The sequence below is a fragment of the Streptomyces sp. SD15 genome (genome assembly GCF_054462255.1).
The window spans coordinates 13,928-30,273 of the sequence record NZ_JBTLMO010000048.1 but is presented as its reverse complement, the minus strand read 5'-3'; the positions used below and the strand labels follow the sequence as shown (position 1 = coordinate 30,273).

At 67.6% G+C, this 16,346-nt stretch carries 16 protein-coding genes and 1 pseudogene; 6 read left to right on the top strand and 11 right to left on the bottom strand.

What is annotated here, in order from left to right:
• The first annotated feature begins 201 nt into the window (after nt 1-201).
• A complete protein-coding gene (locus ACX28W_RS34360; RefSeq protein ID WP_459003918.1) occupies nt 202-561 on the top strand; it encodes a hypothetical protein in 360 nt (119 codons plus the stop codon).
• A gap of 110 nt (nt 562-671) precedes the next feature.
• Here the strand turns inward: ACX28W_RS34360 and ACX28W_RS34355 are convergent, their stop codons facing one another.
• The 10 genes and pseudogenes from ACX28W_RS34355 to ACX28W_RS34310 form a co-directional block, all read right to left on the bottom strand.
• The gene (locus tag ACX28W_RS34355) at nt 672-983 is read right to left on the bottom strand and encodes an SCO5918 family protein (RefSeq protein ID WP_459003917.1); all 312 of its coding nucleotides are present in this window, start codon (nt 981-983) and stop codon (nt 672-674) included.
• A gap of 49 nt (nt 984-1,032) precedes the next feature.
• Complete coding sequence (locus ACX28W_RS34350; RefSeq protein ID WP_459003916.1) at nt 1,033-1,437, bottom strand: CBS domain-containing protein; 405 nt, start codon at nt 1,435-1,437, stop codon at nt 1,033-1,035.
• A gap of 42 nt (nt 1,438-1,479) precedes the next feature.
• A complete protein-coding gene (locus ACX28W_RS34345) occupies nt 1,480-2,994 on the bottom strand; it encodes a DEAD/DEAH box helicase (protein WP_459003915.1) in 1,515 nt (504 codons plus the stop codon).
• A 321-nt stretch (nt 2,995-3,315) separates the two neighbouring features.
• Complete coding sequence (locus ACX28W_RS34340) at nt 3,316-3,519, bottom strand: cold-shock protein (RefSeq protein ID WP_459003914.1); 204 nt, start codon at nt 3,517-3,519, stop codon at nt 3,316-3,318.
• A 249-nt stretch (nt 3,520-3,768) separates the two neighbouring features.
• A pseudogene (locus ACX28W_RS34335) lies at nt 3,769-4,016 on the bottom strand (cold-shock protein).
• 3 nt (nt 4,017-4,019) lie between these two features.
• Nucleotides 4,020-4,172 (bottom strand): hypothetical protein, encoded by a 153-nt coding sequence (locus ACX28W_RS34330; protein ID WP_459003913.1) that lies wholly within the window; start codon nt 4,170-4,172, stop codon nt 4,020-4,022.
• Between the two features lie 82 nt (nt 4,173-4,254).
• Nucleotides 4,255-4,593 carry a MerR family transcriptional regulator gene (locus ACX28W_RS34325; protein ID WP_459003912.1) on the bottom strand — a complete coding sequence of 113 codons (339 nt, stop codon included), beginning with the start codon at nt 4,591-4,593 and terminating at the stop codon, nt 4,255-4,257.
• Nucleotides 4,594-5,391: 798 nt separating this feature from the next.
• The gene (locus ACX28W_RS34320; protein ID WP_459003947.1) at nt 5,392-6,099 is read right to left on the bottom strand and encodes a YidC/Oxa1 family membrane protein insertase; all 708 of its coding nucleotides are present in this window, start codon (nt 6,097-6,099) and stop codon (nt 5,392-5,394) included.
• Nucleotides 6,100-6,243: 144 nt separating this feature from the next.
• Nucleotides 6,244-6,561, bottom strand: a complete 318-nt coding sequence (locus tag ACX28W_RS34315) for a DUF6412 domain-containing protein (RefSeq protein WP_459003911.1) — start codon at nt 6,559-6,561, stop codon at nt 6,244-6,246.
• 26 nt (nt 6,562-6,587) lie between these two features.
• A complete protein-coding gene (locus tag ACX28W_RS34310) occupies nt 6,588-7,115 on the bottom strand; it encodes a winged helix-turn-helix transcriptional regulator (RefSeq protein WP_459003910.1) in 528 nt (175 codons plus the stop codon).
• A 120-nt stretch (nt 7,116-7,235) separates the two neighbouring features.
• Here ACX28W_RS34310 and ACX28W_RS34305 point away from each other — a divergent pair, with 120 nt between their 5' ends.
• Nucleotides 7,236-8,642 (top strand): MFS transporter, encoded by a 1,407-nt coding sequence (locus ACX28W_RS34305; protein ID WP_459003909.1) that lies wholly within the window; start codon nt 7,236-7,238, stop codon nt 8,640-8,642.
• A 37-nt stretch (nt 8,643-8,679) separates the two neighbouring features.
• On the opposite strand, the gene ACX28W_RS34300 is transcribed toward ACX28W_RS34305, so the two are convergent.
• A complete protein-coding gene (locus tag ACX28W_RS34300) occupies nt 8,680-9,498 on the bottom strand; it encodes a class E sortase (protein WP_459003946.1) in 819 nt (272 codons plus the stop codon).
• A gap of 258 nt (nt 9,499-9,756) precedes the next feature.
• On the opposite strand from ACX28W_RS34300, the gene ACX28W_RS34295 reads away from it, so the two are divergent.
• The 4 genes from ACX28W_RS34295 to ACX28W_RS34280 all read left to right on the top strand — a co-directional run bounded on the left by ACX28W_RS34295 (nt 9,757) and on the right by ACX28W_RS34280 (nt 16,336).
• Nucleotides 9,757-10,773, top strand: coding sequence for an SEC-C metal-binding domain-containing protein (locus ACX28W_RS34295; protein ID WP_459003908.1), 1,017 nt, complete (start codon nt 9,757-9,759; stop codon nt 10,771-10,773).
• Nucleotides 10,774-10,813: 40 nt separating this feature from the next.
• The gene (locus tag ACX28W_RS34290; RefSeq protein WP_459003907.1) at nt 10,814-11,233 is read left to right on the top strand and encodes a DUF3592 domain-containing protein; all 420 of its coding nucleotides are present in this window, start codon (nt 10,814-10,816) and stop codon (nt 11,231-11,233) included.
• A gap of 498 nt (nt 11,234-11,731) precedes the next feature.
• Nucleotides 11,732-13,285 carry an ATP-binding protein gene (locus ACX28W_RS34285; RefSeq protein ID WP_459003906.1) on the top strand — a complete coding sequence of 518 codons (1,554 nt, stop codon included), beginning with the start codon at nt 11,732-11,734 and terminating at the stop codon, nt 13,283-13,285.
• Between the two features lie 54 nt (nt 13,286-13,339).
• Nucleotides 13,340-16,336 carry a Z1 domain-containing protein gene (locus tag ACX28W_RS34280; RefSeq protein WP_459003905.1) on the top strand — a complete coding sequence of 999 codons (2,997 nt, stop codon included), beginning with the start codon at nt 13,340-13,342 and terminating at the stop codon, nt 16,334-16,336.
• Nucleotides 16,337-16,346: the final 10 nt, after the last annotated feature.

Genomic DNA, 16,346 nt, shown 5'->3' with positions numbered 1-16,346 from the left:
CACATGCGTCGCAACGGACATCACCGCCCATCCAACCGTTCCAACCGCCAACCCGGCGAACCTTCCCGGTCAGAGCACTAGCCGGGCGATGAAGGAACGCAGTGGTCCGCGCCGTCCTCGTCTGCGCAGTTCGATCTTGCATGTCGCATGGAGCACCACTGCTCAAGCCGACCGGACGGACGGTGATTAAAATGGTCCCTCATGTCGAAGCCTGACGAACTGCTTGTTGACGTCGCCACCCTGGTGGAGTCCGGACACAGCAATCAGATGTCTCTGACCGTGGTCGCCGGTGGTGCTGTCATCACGGGTCGGCTGGCTCCCGAAGCAGTCTGGAGGCAGCGGGTGTCGGAGGTCCTGGCGGACTCGGCCCGCCTGAGCGACTTCTCCGCCGTCTTCACCGCTACGACGCGTGAGGTGGGGCCGCCCACGCATCTGCATTTCCATGTGGCGCGGATTCTGCAGGGCACGGTGGGGATCCCGGAGACGGGCGGGATGTACCGCGTGGCGATCGATGATGTCAGTGCTTGGACCATGGGCGACTTCAGCTACTCCGATCACTGACCCCGCCACTGCGCGCTGAGGAACCCCTCGGTACACGCTGAGGGTCCGACCGGCGCATCCCGGTCGGACCTTCACTGCTGTTTTGGTGGCGGCTCGCGCTTGCCCGTCGGTCAGACGGCAGCAGGGGCGCCGAGCATCGCGGAAGCCTGCTGCAACGGACTGAGGACACGCGTGGGTGCGGCGGCGTGGGGAAGGCCGGGGCAGGTGAAGCCGAGCCGGCGCATGGCCCGGAGGACTTCGCCGGCGCTGAAATCGCGGCGGTCCTGGCCTGTGATGACCTGCCCGACCTGCTTGACGGGGTAGGTGCGGCGGCCGATGACCACGGACTCGCCGATGCACTGCTCGGGCTTGACGCCCTTCATGGATTCCAGGACGCCGCTCTTGGTGAGGTCGAACGGGAAGCGGGCGATGACACAGCGCATGATGCCTCACAGGGAGAAGAGGGGGATGGTTCTGCCGCGGTGAGGCGGTTCAGTGGGCCAGGGCGAGGACGCCCAGAGCACCGCCCTGCTCGTCGACGACAGGCGGGGCACCGAGCCGGCGGCCGCGCATCGCGTGGTTGGCTTCGGCCATCGTGGTCACGGGCGGGGTGAACGGCCCGCGGTCGTCGAGAATGTCGCGCAGCTGGACCCGGTCCGTGTACGCGGAGCTGTCACGGACAGCAGCGAGCTGGGCCTGGGTGACCAAACCGGTGCACAGGCCGTCGTTGTCGCAGACGAGCAGGTGCTCGGTGCGGGCACTGGCCATGACGGACAGGGCCACCTCGATGGTCATGTCGTCGCAGACCTGAGGTCCGGCCGTGTCCATGGCGTCGGCCACCGTCCTGTGCGCGGGAGCGGCGCTCGCCGTGCGGGGTTGCATCTGAACCAGTGTCAAAACGTGCCTCCTGCAGAGACGGGTCAATTTCCTGATCATGAACTAGGCCGCTGCGTCGAAGGAGGACTGGCGCACGGTCACGCGCCGGGCAGCCGAAGCGGGGCTGCGTCGGCCGCGTGGGGCCGCGCTGCGCTTGCGCCGCTCGGTTACCGGCGTGGTGATCGTCACGGGGATGCCGGAGGGGGTCCGGGCGCCGGTGATCCGGCTGAGTGCCTCTTCGCCGGAGCGGACCTGGGTGGTCTGGGGGACGATGCCGGCGGTTGCCATGAGGCGGGTCATGTCGCGGCGCTGGTTGGGGGTGACCAGGGTGACGACGCTGCCGGACTCGCCGGCCCGCGCGGTACGGCCGCCGCGGTGGAGGTAGTCCTTGTGGTCGGTCGGCGGGTCGACGTTGACGACGAGGTCGAGGTTGTCGACGTGGATGCCGCGCGCCGCGACGTTCGTCGCGACGAGCACGGTGACGTGCCCGGTTTTGAACTGGGACAGGGTCCGGGTGCGCTGCGGCTGCGACTTCCCGCCGTGCAGGGCGGCCGCCCGCACGCCGCTGTTCAGCAGGTCCTGCGTCAGCCGGTCGACGGCGTGCTTGGTGTCCAGGAACATGATCACCCGGCCTTCGCGCGCCGCGATCTCGGTCGTCGTCCGGTGCTTGTCGGCGCCGTGGACGTGCAGGACGTGGTGCTCCATCGTGGTGACCGCGCCTGCGGACGGGTCGACGGAGTGGACGACCGGGTCGGTGAGGTAGCGGCGGACCAGGAGGTCGACGTTGCGGTCGAGGGTGGCGGAGAACAGCATCCGCTGGCCCTCGGGGCGTACCTGGTCCAGGAGCGCGGTGACCTGGGGCATGAAGCCCATATCGGCCATCTGGTCGGCCTCGTCCAGGACGGTGATCGCGACCTGGTTCAGCCGGCAGTCACCCCGGTCGATGAGGTCCTTGAGGCGGCCCGGCGTCGCGACGACGACTTCGGCACCACGGCGCAGTGCACTGACCTGCCTGCCGATCGGCATTCCGCCGACGACGGTGGCCAGGCGCAGCCTCACCGAGCGGGCGTAGGGGGTAAGAGCGTCGGTCACCTGCTGTGCCAGTTCACGTGTCGGCACGAGGATCAGGGCCAGCGGCCGGCAGGGCTCGGCGCGCTGTCCGGCGGTGCGGGCCAGCAGGGCCAGGCCGAAGGCGAGGGTCTTGCCTGAGCCGGTGCGTCCGCGACCGAGAACGTCGCGGCCCGCGAGGGTGTTGGGCAGGGTCGCGCCCTGGATCGGAAACGGGATCTTCATGCCTTGCGCGGTGAGCGAGGCCAGCAGCCGCTCGGGCATGTCGAGGTCGGCGAACGCCTCGACGGCGGCCAGCGCTGGAGTGATCGTCTTCGGCAGGGCGAACTCGCCCTGGACCGCCGCGGGCCGCCGACCCTGGCTGCCCGGGCGGCTCGGCCCTCCGGAACGGCTCGGGGCGGGCGCGCCGAAGCGGCTGCCCCGGTGCGAACCGGCGCCGGAGCCGAAAGCGGGGCCGCCGGTACGGCTGCGGGTGCGGGAGGAGCGGTTGTTCGTACGCGAGGGGTTCATTCAGAACCTTCCTTGATACGGCACGCATCAAGGAATTCTCGCAGCGGAAGAGCAGCGCGGGGAATTACAAGAACGGGCCGAACGGAATGCGAAAGCAGATCTGGCCTGCGGTGAATCCGGTGCGAGTGCAGGCGATGAAATGGGTGACGTCATGCGGACGTGAAATCCAGGACGTCGACGGGTGCAGATGTAAAGAGGCCCGCATTCCTGGAGAGGGATCCCGGGTGGCGTTGTCCCACAGGGGAAGCCTCGGGGAATTCCCGCAGCTGGGGCCCGCACCCCGAGGGATGCGGGCTCCAGCTACGAAGTGCGCGTCAGTGCTCAGACGGGAACGATATTCTCGGCCGTCGGGCCCTTCTGGCCCTGCGCGATGTCGAAGGTGACCTTCTGACCTTCGAGCAGCTCGCAGAAGCCCTGGGCGGCGATGTTCGAGAAGTGGGCGAACACGTCAGCGCCGCCACCGTCCTGCTCGATGAAGCCGAAACCCTTGGCTGCGTTGAACCACTTCACAGTGCCAGACGCCATGTCATATCTCCTTTGGGGCAGTACGCCGGGACCCGCAATCCACGGATACCGGGTCGCCGCGATGATGCCCCGCCCGGAGGATGACCGGAAATATAAAACGCTTCCCGCGGCTGAAAATACCGACGAAGGCGTTGAAGTTTTGGGAACCACGACTGCAACTGAGATCGACAGTAGCATGCGGTAGCGGCCTGTGTACGGTTAATAATTCCGCTCTGCTCGTTGCAGTAAACACACTGCCCGCGCGGCGCATTAAACTCTCGTCTCGCGGTCATAGATATTGATCCACCCGGAACGCAGCCTTCCAGGAAGAGCGGTCGCTGTTTGCGGCTCGAAGGACACAACCGCCGCGCAGCGCTGCTGCTGCTGCGCGGCCCTGTTCACGTGTGCCGAGGAGTTGATCACCGTGCGGTGGGCGAACACGTCCGGGCCGCCACCGTCCTGGGCGATGAAGCCAAAGCCCTTCCCGCGTTGAACCACTTCACAGTTCCCGTAGCCATGCCTCATGCCTTCGAGTCGATGAACGCCTCCCACGCCATGCGGCAGACGGAGGCGGTCGCCTGGCTCCTCCGCCACAGCAGAACGCCCACGACGAAGGCGTGGGCGAAGGGAACTTCCTGACCATGGCAGTTGACGCAGACGCCACGCGTCCGCACAGCCTGTCACCACAGAAAACGACCCATGCGACGCGCCACACTCCCGACAGGTGTGTGCGGTGCCCAGAGGGCACGCACCACCTCAGCCCGCGGTCATCGGGTTCTCTGATGCGGCGGCGTGGCGGTATTCGGCGTTGATGCGCTGGGCTTCTTCGAGCTGGTCTTCGAGGATGATGATGCGGCAGGCGGCCTCGATGGGGGTGCCCTGGTCGACGAGTTCCCGGGCGCGGGCGGCGATGCGCAGCTGGTAGCGGGAGTAGCGGCGGTGGCCGCCCTCGGAGCGGAGCGGGGTGATGAGGCGGGCTTCACCGATGGCGCGGAGGAAGCCCTGGGTGGTGCCGAGCATTTCGGCGGCCCGGCCCATCGTGTAGGCGGGGTAGTCGTCGTCATCGAGACGGCCGAACGAGTCGCCTGCTGTCATTTGCACCTCTCTGTGGAACGCGTGGAGGGGCCCTGGTGCCAATGGCACCAGGGCCCCGAAGGAACTGCTACACCATCTGCCGACCCTGATACTGCGCCGGCCTTCTGTTTCCGCAGACCCGACCAAGATGCTGTCGGGGGCGCGGGGATCGCGGTTGCTTGACCGGAGACCACCTCACTATCGATGTCCTGCGGTACCCGGGCTCAAGGTTTCCGCCCGGGCGATCCTGATGGCGCCTGGCTCCTCCGTTCTTCCCTCTGGGATCAATCACTTACCAAGCGGGGTACTGCGTACTGCTGGTGATGCGAACTGCTCAGTGGCCTGTGACAGCGCCACTCTTCGACAGCCAGCCCCGTCGCCCGTCCTGCGTCTGCTCTGGCTTAGAACCCCACTGCCGAACTTCCCGGTGCGCGCGTCCGCAGCCGACGCCTTCACCGAGGTGCTGCTCACTGACTTCACTGCCGGGTACTTGCGAACTGCACTTACCGAACTGCTACTGCGTGAACTGCGGTACTGCTCACGGCGGCCCCTGATCACTGCGGGCCACCCGGTTCGGTCGTCAGTCCCGTCGCCGTCCTGCAACAACCCTGGCTTCGGAACTCCACCACCGCACCGTCCTGCGAACCGCAACTGCGGTACTGCTGCCCGGCAGTTCATCTCTGCCGGGCCTTGCTCGATCTCGGCTACGAGAGAAACCATAACCACACCACCGTCCAATGTCTACTCTGGCCGACATAGATTTCCGTGAGCCAGGCAGAGAGATAGTCGACCTCGACCACTGAACGGGTACTCACTCACTCACGAATACAGAACCACCCGCTCCACGGCGCTCCACGTCGAACTGGTGACCACATACAACGCGGCGGCCAGCGGCACCACCGCGACGGTGACGAGCGTGAAGAAGGACAGGAACGGCATGAACTTGCTGACCGTCCCCAGCCCAGGCACCTGCTCACCCCCGGCCACCGGAGCGGCGGCAGCCATCATCCGCTTGCCGCTCCGGTAGTTGAAGGTCGCGACCGCGGCGACGACGGCGAACAGCCCGAGATACACGAGCCCCTGCGCCCCGAACACTCCCCCGCTCCCCAGCGCGTCCACCCACCGGTCACCGAGCGGCGCGGCGAACAGCTCGTGCCCGAGCAGGGCGTTGGCCTCGCCGCCGATCGTCGCGCTGGAGAACAGCTGGTAGAGGAGGATGAACGCGGGCGCCTGAAGCAGGCTGGGCAGACAGCCCGACAGCGGCGACACCCGTTCCTGCGCGTGCAACTCCAGCACCGCCTTCTGCAGCTTCTCGGGATTCTTCCGGTGCTTCTTGCGCAACTCCGCGATCCGCGGCTGGAGTTCGGCCCGGGCCCGCTGCCCTCGCGCCGCCGCCCGGGACAGGGGGTGCACGAGCAGTCGTACGAGCGCGGTGAACAGGACGATCGCGGCGGCTGCCGCGGAGGCATGGAACAACGGCTGGAGCAGATCGGCGAGTTGCTCGACCAGACCTGCGAAGACGGACATGAACGCGGACATGGATGTGGGCATGGGTGCGGATATGGATGTGGACATGGGTGAGCCCTCCGGGGGTCTCGTCGTGCCGGGTCGAGGAGATGTCGGCATGACGACCCGCGCGAGGTCACCAGGGAGATGGAGAAGGGGGGTGACCTACGCGGTGATCGCCGGGAGGGCACACCCCGGCGCCCGGGGGCGCCTACGCCCCGCCGCGTCGGGATCGCGTTGGGGCAGGAAGGCCGTGCGGTGCTCTCGGTCTCGTATGGCTGTCCGTATGCGCGTACGCGGGACGGCGGGCGCGCAGCGCGCGGCGATGAGGGCGCAGGCGGCGAGTGCGGAGCCGGCCGCGGCGGTCGCGGCGAACGCCACGGCGACCGCGGCGGAGAGGCTGCCGGTGTCGAGCACGGCGACAGCGAGAAGGAGTACGAGCAGCACGGCGGCGGGGCGCGTGGTCGCCCAGACACGGATCATCGCCCGCTTCTCCCCCTCCCCCTCCGCTACGCAGGACCCGTTTCGATCGGCTGGAGCAGCCGCTTCGGCCTGAGCAGCGCCCGGCTGACCGGATCCACCGGGTCCGGATCGAGTCCGGGGCCCGGCACCATCTCAACGTCCGGGACAGGTACGAGAGTTCCGCAGGCGGGGCATTCGCCGTACGGGCCCAGTTCCGTGCCGCAGGTCGCGTGGCGGAAGTAGCGCAGCCGGGTCTCGTCGATGTGCCGGCGGCCCCACATGCCCAGTGAGCGCACGGTGGGCCAGAGCGCGATGCCGCGGTCGGTGATGACGTACTCGTCGCGGGGCGGCGACTCCTGGTAGCGGCGCTTCTCGAGGATGCCCTCGGCGGTCAGCGTGTGGAGGCGGGCCGCGAGGACGGCGCGCGGGATGCCGAGGTGGACGAGGAAGTCGTTGTAGCGCCGTACGCCGTAGAGCGCGTCGCGCACGACGAGGAGCGTCCACCGCTCGCCGACGATCTCGAGCGCGCGGGCGATCGAGCACTCCTGCGTCGCGTAGTCCTTGCCGAGAGCCATGACCCCACTGTAGCCACTTTCCGACTTGTTGGTTCAGTGACCGAACCTAGGATGCTACGGTCGTCCCACACAGAAGGTTCGATGACTGAACCTACCCCCCCAAAGTCTGAAGGGCAGGTCATGGCACAGCTCGATCGCATCGCCGTCACGTCCGCCGACACGGCACGCGACGCGCCTGCCGCGCACGGCACCCCTCGCGCGACCCTCACCCTCGCCCTCACCAGCGCCGCCACCGCCGTGGCCCTGATGACGTACACCGCCCCGATGGTCACGCTCCCCCAGACCGCCGCCGCGCTGCACACCCCCCTCTCCGCCCAGGCCTGGCTGCTCAACGGCACCCCGCTGGGCCTGGCAGCGCTGCTCCTGGTCGCGGGCAGCCTCGCCGACGACTACGGCCGCCGCCGGATCTTCCTGTCCGGCACCGTCGCACTCGGCATCACCACCGCCCTCGGCGCGCTCGCGACCTCGACCTGGCTCTTCACCCTGGCCCGCGTCGCCCAGGGCGCGGCGAGCGCGGCGATCCTCGCGAGCAGCCTGGGCCTGCTCGTCCACGCCTTCCCGACCCCGCGCGGCAGGCTGCACGCGACCGGCGTCTGGGGCGCGTTCGTCAGCGGCGGCATCGCGGCGGGCCCGCTGCTCGCGGGGGCGCTCGCCTCGACGCTGGACTGGCGGGCGGCGTACGCCGTCCTGGGCACGGTCGCGCTGGCCGTCGCCGGACTCGGCACCCGTGCGCTCACCGAGTCCAAGGCGCCCCGGGGCGGCCGGCCCGACCTGGCCGGAGCCGTCACCTTCGGCCTGGCACTCGTCGCCCTGGTGGCCGCGCTCACCCTGGGCCGCGACGGCTGGCTGCGCCCGTCGGTGGGCCTCCTGCTGGCGGCGTTCCTCGTGCTGACGTCGGTGTTCGTCCTGGTCGAGCGCCGTAGCCGTACGCCCATGATCGACCTCGGTCTGCTCCGGCACCGGCGCTTCCTCGCCTCCTCCGCGGGCGGTCTGTTCACGGGCTTCGCGGTGATCGGCCTCTTCAGCTTCCTGCCGGCGCTGCTCCAGCAGGCGCTGGGCCTGTCCGCGCTGGACACGGCGTGGCTGACCCTGCTCTGGGCCGGGCTGGCCTTCGTGGTCGCCCTGCATGTGCGGCGCCTCGCGGGCCGGGTCTCGCCGCGCCACCAACTCGTCCTCGGCTTCGCGCTGCACGCGGTCGGCGTTCTGACCATGCTCGGCGCGGTCGGCGCCGGTTCGTGGACCCGGCTGCTGCCCGGCTTCATCGTCGCCGGCGTGGGCAGCGGGCTGCTCAACGCCGCCCTCCCGCTCCTCGCGGTCGAATCCGTCCCCGCGACGCGCGCCGCGATGGGGTCGGGCGCGCAGCAGACGTTCCGCTACATCGGGTCGTGCGCCGGCGTCGCCGTGACCATCGCGCTGGTGACGTCCTCCGGTGGGCTCGCGCACGGCGCGGACATCGCGATCGCCGTCTCGGCGGGGCTGGCGGTGGTGGCGGGGGTGAGCGTGCTGGCGCTGAGGGAGCGCGGGTGACGCAACGGGCTACGGGGCTACGGGGTTACGGGGCTCCTCAGCGAGGCCGCATGGACGTGAGCTTCCCCCAGACCACCAGCCGATACCTGGACGTGTACTCGGGCGTGCAGGTGGTGAGGGTGATGTAGTACCCGGGCTCGCTGTACCCGTAGGCGGGCCGGACGGTACTGCGGGGCACCTCGCGGATGACGCTGCCGTCGCTCGCGGAGGTCTGTGGCAGGGTCTTGTCGACGACGTACGTGTAGCGGGCGCCCTCGGTCTCGACGGCGATCTCGTCACCGCGCCGGAGCCGGTTGATGTACCGGAACGGCTCACCGTGCGTGTTCCGGTGCCCCGCGAGCGCGAAGTTCCCGGCCTGGCCGGGCTGTTGGGTGTGCGGGTAGTGGCCGACGTACCCCTTGTTCAGCACGTCCCGCTTGCCGACACCCTCGGCGACGGGAACGCGGAGGCCGAGCCGGGGGATGGAGAGGATGGCGTAGGCCTGGGACCAACGGGGCGGATTCCGGCTCTGTTCGACCGAGGCGGACCCCCCGGACCCGGTGACCGAAGGCGCACCGCTGGACGTACTCGGCGATCCGGACGGCCGGCCCGCATCCGCACCCCCCTCCGCTCCCTCCACTCCCTCGACCCCCTTCGCCCCCTCCTCATCCCCTCTCCCCCACTCCCGCTCCAGCGCCTGGACCTCCCTCTCGGCCCCCTCCCGAGCCTCCCGATTGGTCCACCACAGCTGATGCACGACAAGAAGCAGCAGCACCACCCCGAAGGTGACGAGAACCTCACCCCCACCCCACAGCACACGCCGGTACGCGGCCCGCCGCCGCCGAGTGCCGTGATGCACGATCCCCGGAGCCCGCATACGCACGCCTCGCCTCCTCGACCGGGCCCGCACGATAAGGGCTGCGTCCTCAACTCACCAGCCACGAACACGGAGCACGAGCGCCCCGTCCCCGACAAGATCGGCTGACCTCACCCGGCGCCACCGCCCACCCGACCGCTCCCGCCAGGCGCCGGCCGATCGGAATCCGGGCCTCCCCTCGGGCTCTGCCACTCTCAGGTCACCCGCTGGCCTGCAGGTATCTCTCCCCCGTACGACATCGGCAGTACGGTGTCCCCCATGCGCCCCGACACGTCTGCCGAGCACGTCGACCACAACGCCGAAGCAGCGCGCCTGGAGCGGACTGCCGGCCTCTATCCCGAGGACGCCGAACACCTGCTCGTGCAGGCCGCGGCCCACCTCGAACTGTCCGGCGACCGCCCCAGCGCCACCGCGCTCTACGACCGCCTCCTGTCGTCCTCCGCCCCCCTGGAGCGCCCCCACCTGGTCCGCGCCCTCAAGGCGGCGAACCTGTGGGAGTACGGCCACGAGGCCGAGGCGCGAGCGATCATCGACGGCGTGCGCGCCGCGTCCCCCCGGGACCCCGCCCCCTGGGTGATCGTGGCCGAGGCCCTGGAGTCCCACGACGAGCTGGAAGCGGCGCAGGAGACGTTCACCGAGGCCGCCCAGCTGCTCCTCACGGACGTGCCGGAGCCCCCGTACGCCACCTATCCCGTCCTCTTCGGCCGCCACCGCGTCCGCCGCATGCTCGGCCGGTCCCACGACAACTGGGACACCCAGGCCGACACCCTCCACACGTCCCCGGTCTCCCTGGACGAACTCCACGACCCCAAGCGGGTCTGGTCCCTCGGCTCCGACAACCCGGCGGAACTGCAGGCGGAAATCTCCCGCCTACGAGCCGAGCTGAGCACCCACCGCGAGGCCCTCTCCCGCCCCTTCCCGGTAGCGGTCCTGCACTGGCCGACGGGTGAGCTGACGGAGCTGGTGGCCGCGTATCCCTCGTTGGCGGAGGAGTACCCCACCCATGAGCTGCACCTCGCGACGATAGAGGCCTCCCTGCGCGAACTGGCGGCTTCCGGCACCCCGAATCTGGGCATCGTGACGGGGACGGCCCCGTCGTACGAGGCCTTCGCGGCATCGGAAGGGGCTTCGCCGGGGGACTCCGACTTGCTGCCGCAGTACGCGACGACGCTGGCGGCACGGGGACGAGCGGAGGCTTGGCCGCCGCAGAGGGGGAGCGGGTGCTGGTGTGGCTCGGGGCGGGGTTATGGGGAGTGTCACGGCGCGGAGGCGTAACAGCACCTGACTTCAGGAGCGCCGACGGGGGGAGGCGGACATGTCCCAGCCGTGGCTGACGTTCGCCTTCCTCTTCGCCGCCGGGTGGCTGGCCTACGGCCTCCGCGTCGTCCGCCGCGGCCTCCGCGAGCGCAGGGGCGTACGGCTGCTCGGTGTGCGGGGCTCCCGCACGCAGGGCGAGGTCGTCCGCGGGCCACGCCACGAGGGCCCGACCTTTCACCCTCCCCAGATCCGCTACCAGGCGGGCCCGAGGAACCAGACCTATCGCCGGGCTCCACTCAACGCGGATCTGCACTCCCTGTGGGTGGGCTTCGAGGTGGTGGCACGGTACGACCCGGAGGACCCCCGCCGTGTGGTCGTCGTCCGCACACAGCAGACGTTCAACCCCGGAACGTACGTGGTGAACGGGGTGCTGCTCTGTTTGTTCGGGGTGGGGTTGGCGGTGTGGGCGCTCATCTGACGAACCCCGAGCCCCAGGGCCTACGCCCACCGAGCGATCCACCACGAACCGCCTCAAGCACTCCCCCCACTCCCAGCCGCCCGCCCGCTTGCCCTCCGTACTGGAGCGGCCCGGGTCAAGGGTGACCCGAAGGGCCATCGCCGAAGGCCACTCGGAACGCAGCGCAACGAAGTAAAGCGCCGGAGGCGGGCCGCGGGAGCTCGACACCGCCCAAGAAGCGGCCGACCCCAACATGTACCTGAACTCACCACGGCACACCAACTCCCCCAGAACCACACCAGATCTGTACGATCCGACAGAGGTAACCGATGCCCACAAGATGGGATAAATAAGAAGCATCCACGGCCAAAGCCTTTGACAAATAAGGGACTTATCGCCCCTGTTCGGCATCCAACTCCCTCTATGTCCAACCTTTGCAGTACGGTCACACTCACCGTCTGTTGGATGTAAGGGGCTGCTACCTTCGAAGCAGGCCCTGACCTGTGCATTTGAGGAAGCATGCCTTACAAGTCCGGCGCCGACTGGCAGTACGACGTACCTACAACTGGCAGCACACACTTGCCGCCAGACGCGGGCTACGGCAGGGCTCTGACCAACCAGGGCTATGGCTTCGAGGTCGCTGTCGCTGACCTAATCGACAACTCCATTGATGCCAAGGCCGACAAGATTGTCGTGCACTTCCTGCGCGATGGCGATCGGATCCTCACGCTGCTGATCGTCGACAACGGCAAGGGCATGGACGAAGAAGGGCTCGACGCCGCGATGACGGTGGGGCACCGCCGTGATTACAGCGAGAGCGCCCTCGGCATGTACGGCACTGGCCTGAAAGCCGCTTCGCTTTCTCACGCTTCTTCACTCACCATAGTCAGCCGCACAAGGCGAAGCCGCGCTGCGGGGCGCCGCCTCACGGCTGAGGGCATCGCAGACAGCTTCCGCTGCGACACCGTCGACCCACGGTACGCGCAGGAGCTCGTAGACCGTTACGACGGGATCATCGAGTGGCAGGGAACCGTCGTGCGCTGGGATGGCGTGCGGGCCTTCGAGACAGTCGCGCGCGGCCAAAGCGACCAGTTCCTGTCGAAGGCCATCGCCCGCCTTGAGACCCACCTCGGCCTCTATCTCCACCGGTATCTGCAGCGGGGCCTGAAGCTCGACATTGCCGTATGGGACGTGGGAAGCGGAGAGCAAGGCCTGGGCGAGGAAGTGGATCACATCGCTGTTGAAGCCCTGGACCCCTTCGGGTACAAGGTGCCGGGCAAAGCGGGCTACCCCAGAAACTTCACAGCCCCGGTGGAAGGGCTGGGAGACCTCCGCCTGACCGCCCACATCTGGCCAGCCAAGTCCAAGCAGGCAGGCTTCCGCCAGATCGGCTCGCTCACCGAGAGACAAGGTTTCTACTTCTACCGGAATGACCGCCTCGTACAGGCGGGAGGGTGGAACGGCTGGCGGAATCCTGAGGGGCACCTTGTTCTAGCGCGGGTCGCCGTCGATCTTCCGTCTCGCGAGAACAACGTCCTGAGCCTCGACGTGAAGAAGGAGAGAGTCACTGTCACTCCGGCCTTCACTGATGCCCTCGACAAGGCGACGGACTCCAGTGGAAGCCACTTCCGGAACTACCTGGCTGACGCCGAGACTGCCTACAGAGACGGTTCGAGGCGTAACGAGATCGTACGCAAGCCCGTCACTCCCCCAGGAAAGGGCCTGGATCCCAAGGTCAAGCGAGTCATCAAGGAAGAGCTGCCTGAGAAGCCAGGCGAAGAGCCGATCGCCTTCACCTGGGGCACTCTTCCCCCCGACCAGTTCTTCGGCCTAGACCGTGAGCAAAATGCCGTGATCCTCAACAAGGCGTACCGGGACGACTTCAACGACGGCAGGCGTGGTGGAGCGAACGACGCCCCCGTGACAAAGACCCTGCTGTATCTGCTTCTTGAGGACTGCTTCGGGCTCGGGCGCTGGGAGCGCAGCCGCCAAGACCGCCTGGACTACTGGAACACCATCCTCCTGTCCTCAGTGGAAGCGCAGCGCACGCGGCGTGCGCAGCCATTCTCCTGACACCTGCAGCACAGCCATTCCTGATTCACCACTGATCCGGACTGAGGACTTCAGATGAGCGACACCCCAGCCACCGCGCTCCTTGAGATTCACACCTATGCCCTGGCCGGTATGGGGAGTGTTCCCCGGCACTTCGCGCGTTGGGCCGCCCTTGCCGCAGACGAGGACTATCCGGACGCTGACCTGAGTGAGGACCTGTTTCGCGCCTATCTCGTCGGCGGCGACGAGGCCCTCAGAGCTCTGTGGAGTCGTCACCTCACAGCTTGGGACTTCGCCGAGGATCCTCAGTGGGCACTCGCCATCCCCGCCCGCACCGAAGAACGGCGTACAGCCGTGTACGACCGGCTCCGGTTCGGAAGTGACTTGCGGAAGGCGCTGGATGACGCCGTACCAGTGGCGAAGATCCCGGGCCCCACAGTGATCACGCGTGATTTCACCCCCTGGTACACCCCGGAGCGGGCAGCCTCCCGTTCCTTCTACTGGACGTCGTACGAGCAGAAACTCCGTGACAAGGGCTGGTCCGACGCAGCGATCGCAAGCCTCGACGAGGCAAGCCGGGCAGTCGTCGAACGCCTCACCGATCCAGAGCAAGAGACGGCCCGGCAGGCGAAGGGCTTGGTCGTCGGATATGTCCAGTCAGGGAAGACTGCCAACTTCACTGGTGTCGCCGCCAAGGCGATCGACGCCGGCTACCGCCTCGTCATCGTGCTGGGCGGCACCCTTAACCTGCTGCGCGCTCAGACCCAGCGCCGTCTCGACATGGAGTTGATCGGGCAGGAGAACATCCTGCGGGGCGCCGATATCACGGACCTCGACTCCCTGGTCGGCGTGGACTACATCGGCGACGACGATTCGGACTGGCACGAGTTCGTCCAGCACGGAGCACGCCCGTCCGTGCTCGGCGCGTTCGACATCGAGCGGCTGACGACTCGGGACAACGACTACAAGAGCCTGGCGCAAGGTATCCGGGCCCTTGAGTTCGAGAAGCGTGAACCGACCCGTCCGCTGCATGATCAGGCGAACCTCCACCACGCGGCCGCCCGCATCCTGGTGGTGAAGAAGAACAAGTCCGTTCTGACCAAACTCGTCAAGGACCTCAAGCAGATTCACGGACTGCTCGGAGAGCTGCCTGCCCTGATCATCGATGACGAGTCCGACCAGGCATCCGTGAACACCCTGGACCCCAAGAGGTGGGAACAAGGCAGCACGGAACGCACGTCCATCAACGGGCTGATCTCTCAGCTCCTGAAGCTGCTTCCGCGCGCGCAGTATGTGGGCTACACAGCCACGCCCTTCGCCAACGTCTTCATCGATCCTGGTGACGACGAAGACATCTTCCCCAGCGACTTCCTGATCTCACTTCCTCGTCCCTCTGGGTACATGGGCGCGCAGGACTTCCACGATCTGGATTCGGCGATACCCAGGGAAGAGCGCACGTACGCCAACTCTCAGGAGAAGGCGCATATCAGAGACATCTACGAGTCGACCGGGGACCGTCTACAGGAAGCCATGGACGCCTTCGTCCTGTCTGGCGCGCTGAAGCTTTACCGGGCTGACCACGGCGTGCCAGACGGTCCGTTCCGGCATCACACGATGCTCGCTCATCAGTCGGTGCGGAGGGACGATCACGCGGAACTCGCGCTGCTCATCAACTCCATGTGGCATCAGGCGGGCTACAGCTCGGCCGCCGGCCACGAACGCCTTGCCGCACTGTGGGCTTCGGACTTCGCTCCGGTCAGTGAGGCACGCGCCTCAGACCTACCCGCTCCTGCCTCCTATGAGGAACTGCGCGCCTATATATACGAGGCGCATCACCGCATCGGCTCGGGCGGTCAGCCGGTCATCGTCGTAAACGGCGACTCAGACCGCTACTTCGATCAGCTGAACCTCGACTTCGACCGGACGCAGCACGTCTGGAAGATCCTCGTGGGCGGAACGAAGCTCTCTCGCGGTTTCACCGTGGAAGGCTTGACCACCACCTACTACCGGCGCACCACTCAGCAAGCGGACACCCTGATGCAGATGGGACGCTGGTTCGGATTCCGGCCTGGCTACCGAGACCTGGTCCGTCTCTACATCGGGCGGGAGGAGCCATTCGGCCGCAACCGGTACGCCGATCTGTACGAGGCCTACGAAGCGATCTGCCGCGACGAGGAAACGTTCCGGGAGCAGCTGGCCCAGTACGCCGTGGTAGTCGACGGACAGCCCCAGATCACGCCCATGCAGGTGCCGCCGCTCGTGGCACAGCACCTGCCCTGGATCAGGCCTTCGGCCCGCAACAAGATGTTCAACGCGGAGCTGGTGGAGATCCGCTCCCCTGGCCGTCCCATCGAGCCCGCGTCGTACCCCGTGAACAACGCGACGCTGAAGCGGAACACTGAGCGCTGGCGCCCCTTGCTGGACTCGCTCAACGCAACCCCGACGACGTTCAGTAATCCACCGGATGACTCCAGTTCGCTCACGCGGAGTTTCGAGGCACTGACGGGCACGGTTTCTCACAGTGAGCTTGTCAGCGCGCTTTCTCAGCTCGAATGGGAGCGCGACGGGCACTTCGACCCCCATTTGACCTATCTCAGGCAGCTTGACGGCACGCTCGCCAAGGTGGATAACTGGCTGGTCATATCACCTCGTCTGGCCGCGAGCACGCGCGTGGAGGCCAGCGTGCTCGGTTCGCTGCCGTTGTCTCTGGTCCGCCGAAGCCGGCAGACCGGCAAGACCTCCTTCGGCCGCATTGCCAGCGTGGAACACCGCACCGCGGCTCAACGCCTGATCGACGGGGCGTCCTCGCCGCCGGAGACCCGGCCTGTTCACAGCGCCGGGATCGGGGCGACGACGGGAGTGATGCTCCTGTACCCCGTCGTGGAGGGAGACAGCCACAGCGACGTGCAGGCGGTCGTCCGGAGCGGTGCCGCCGATCCGTCGAAGATCGTGATGGCTTTCACCTTGATCCCGCCGGCCTCAGCAGTGAGCGCAGACCGTGGTCTTGTGCGTTTTCGCGCCAAGAGCTCGCGATACGTCGATGCGGCAACGATCCCAGCTGGTTCGTCCTGAGTTCTGACTG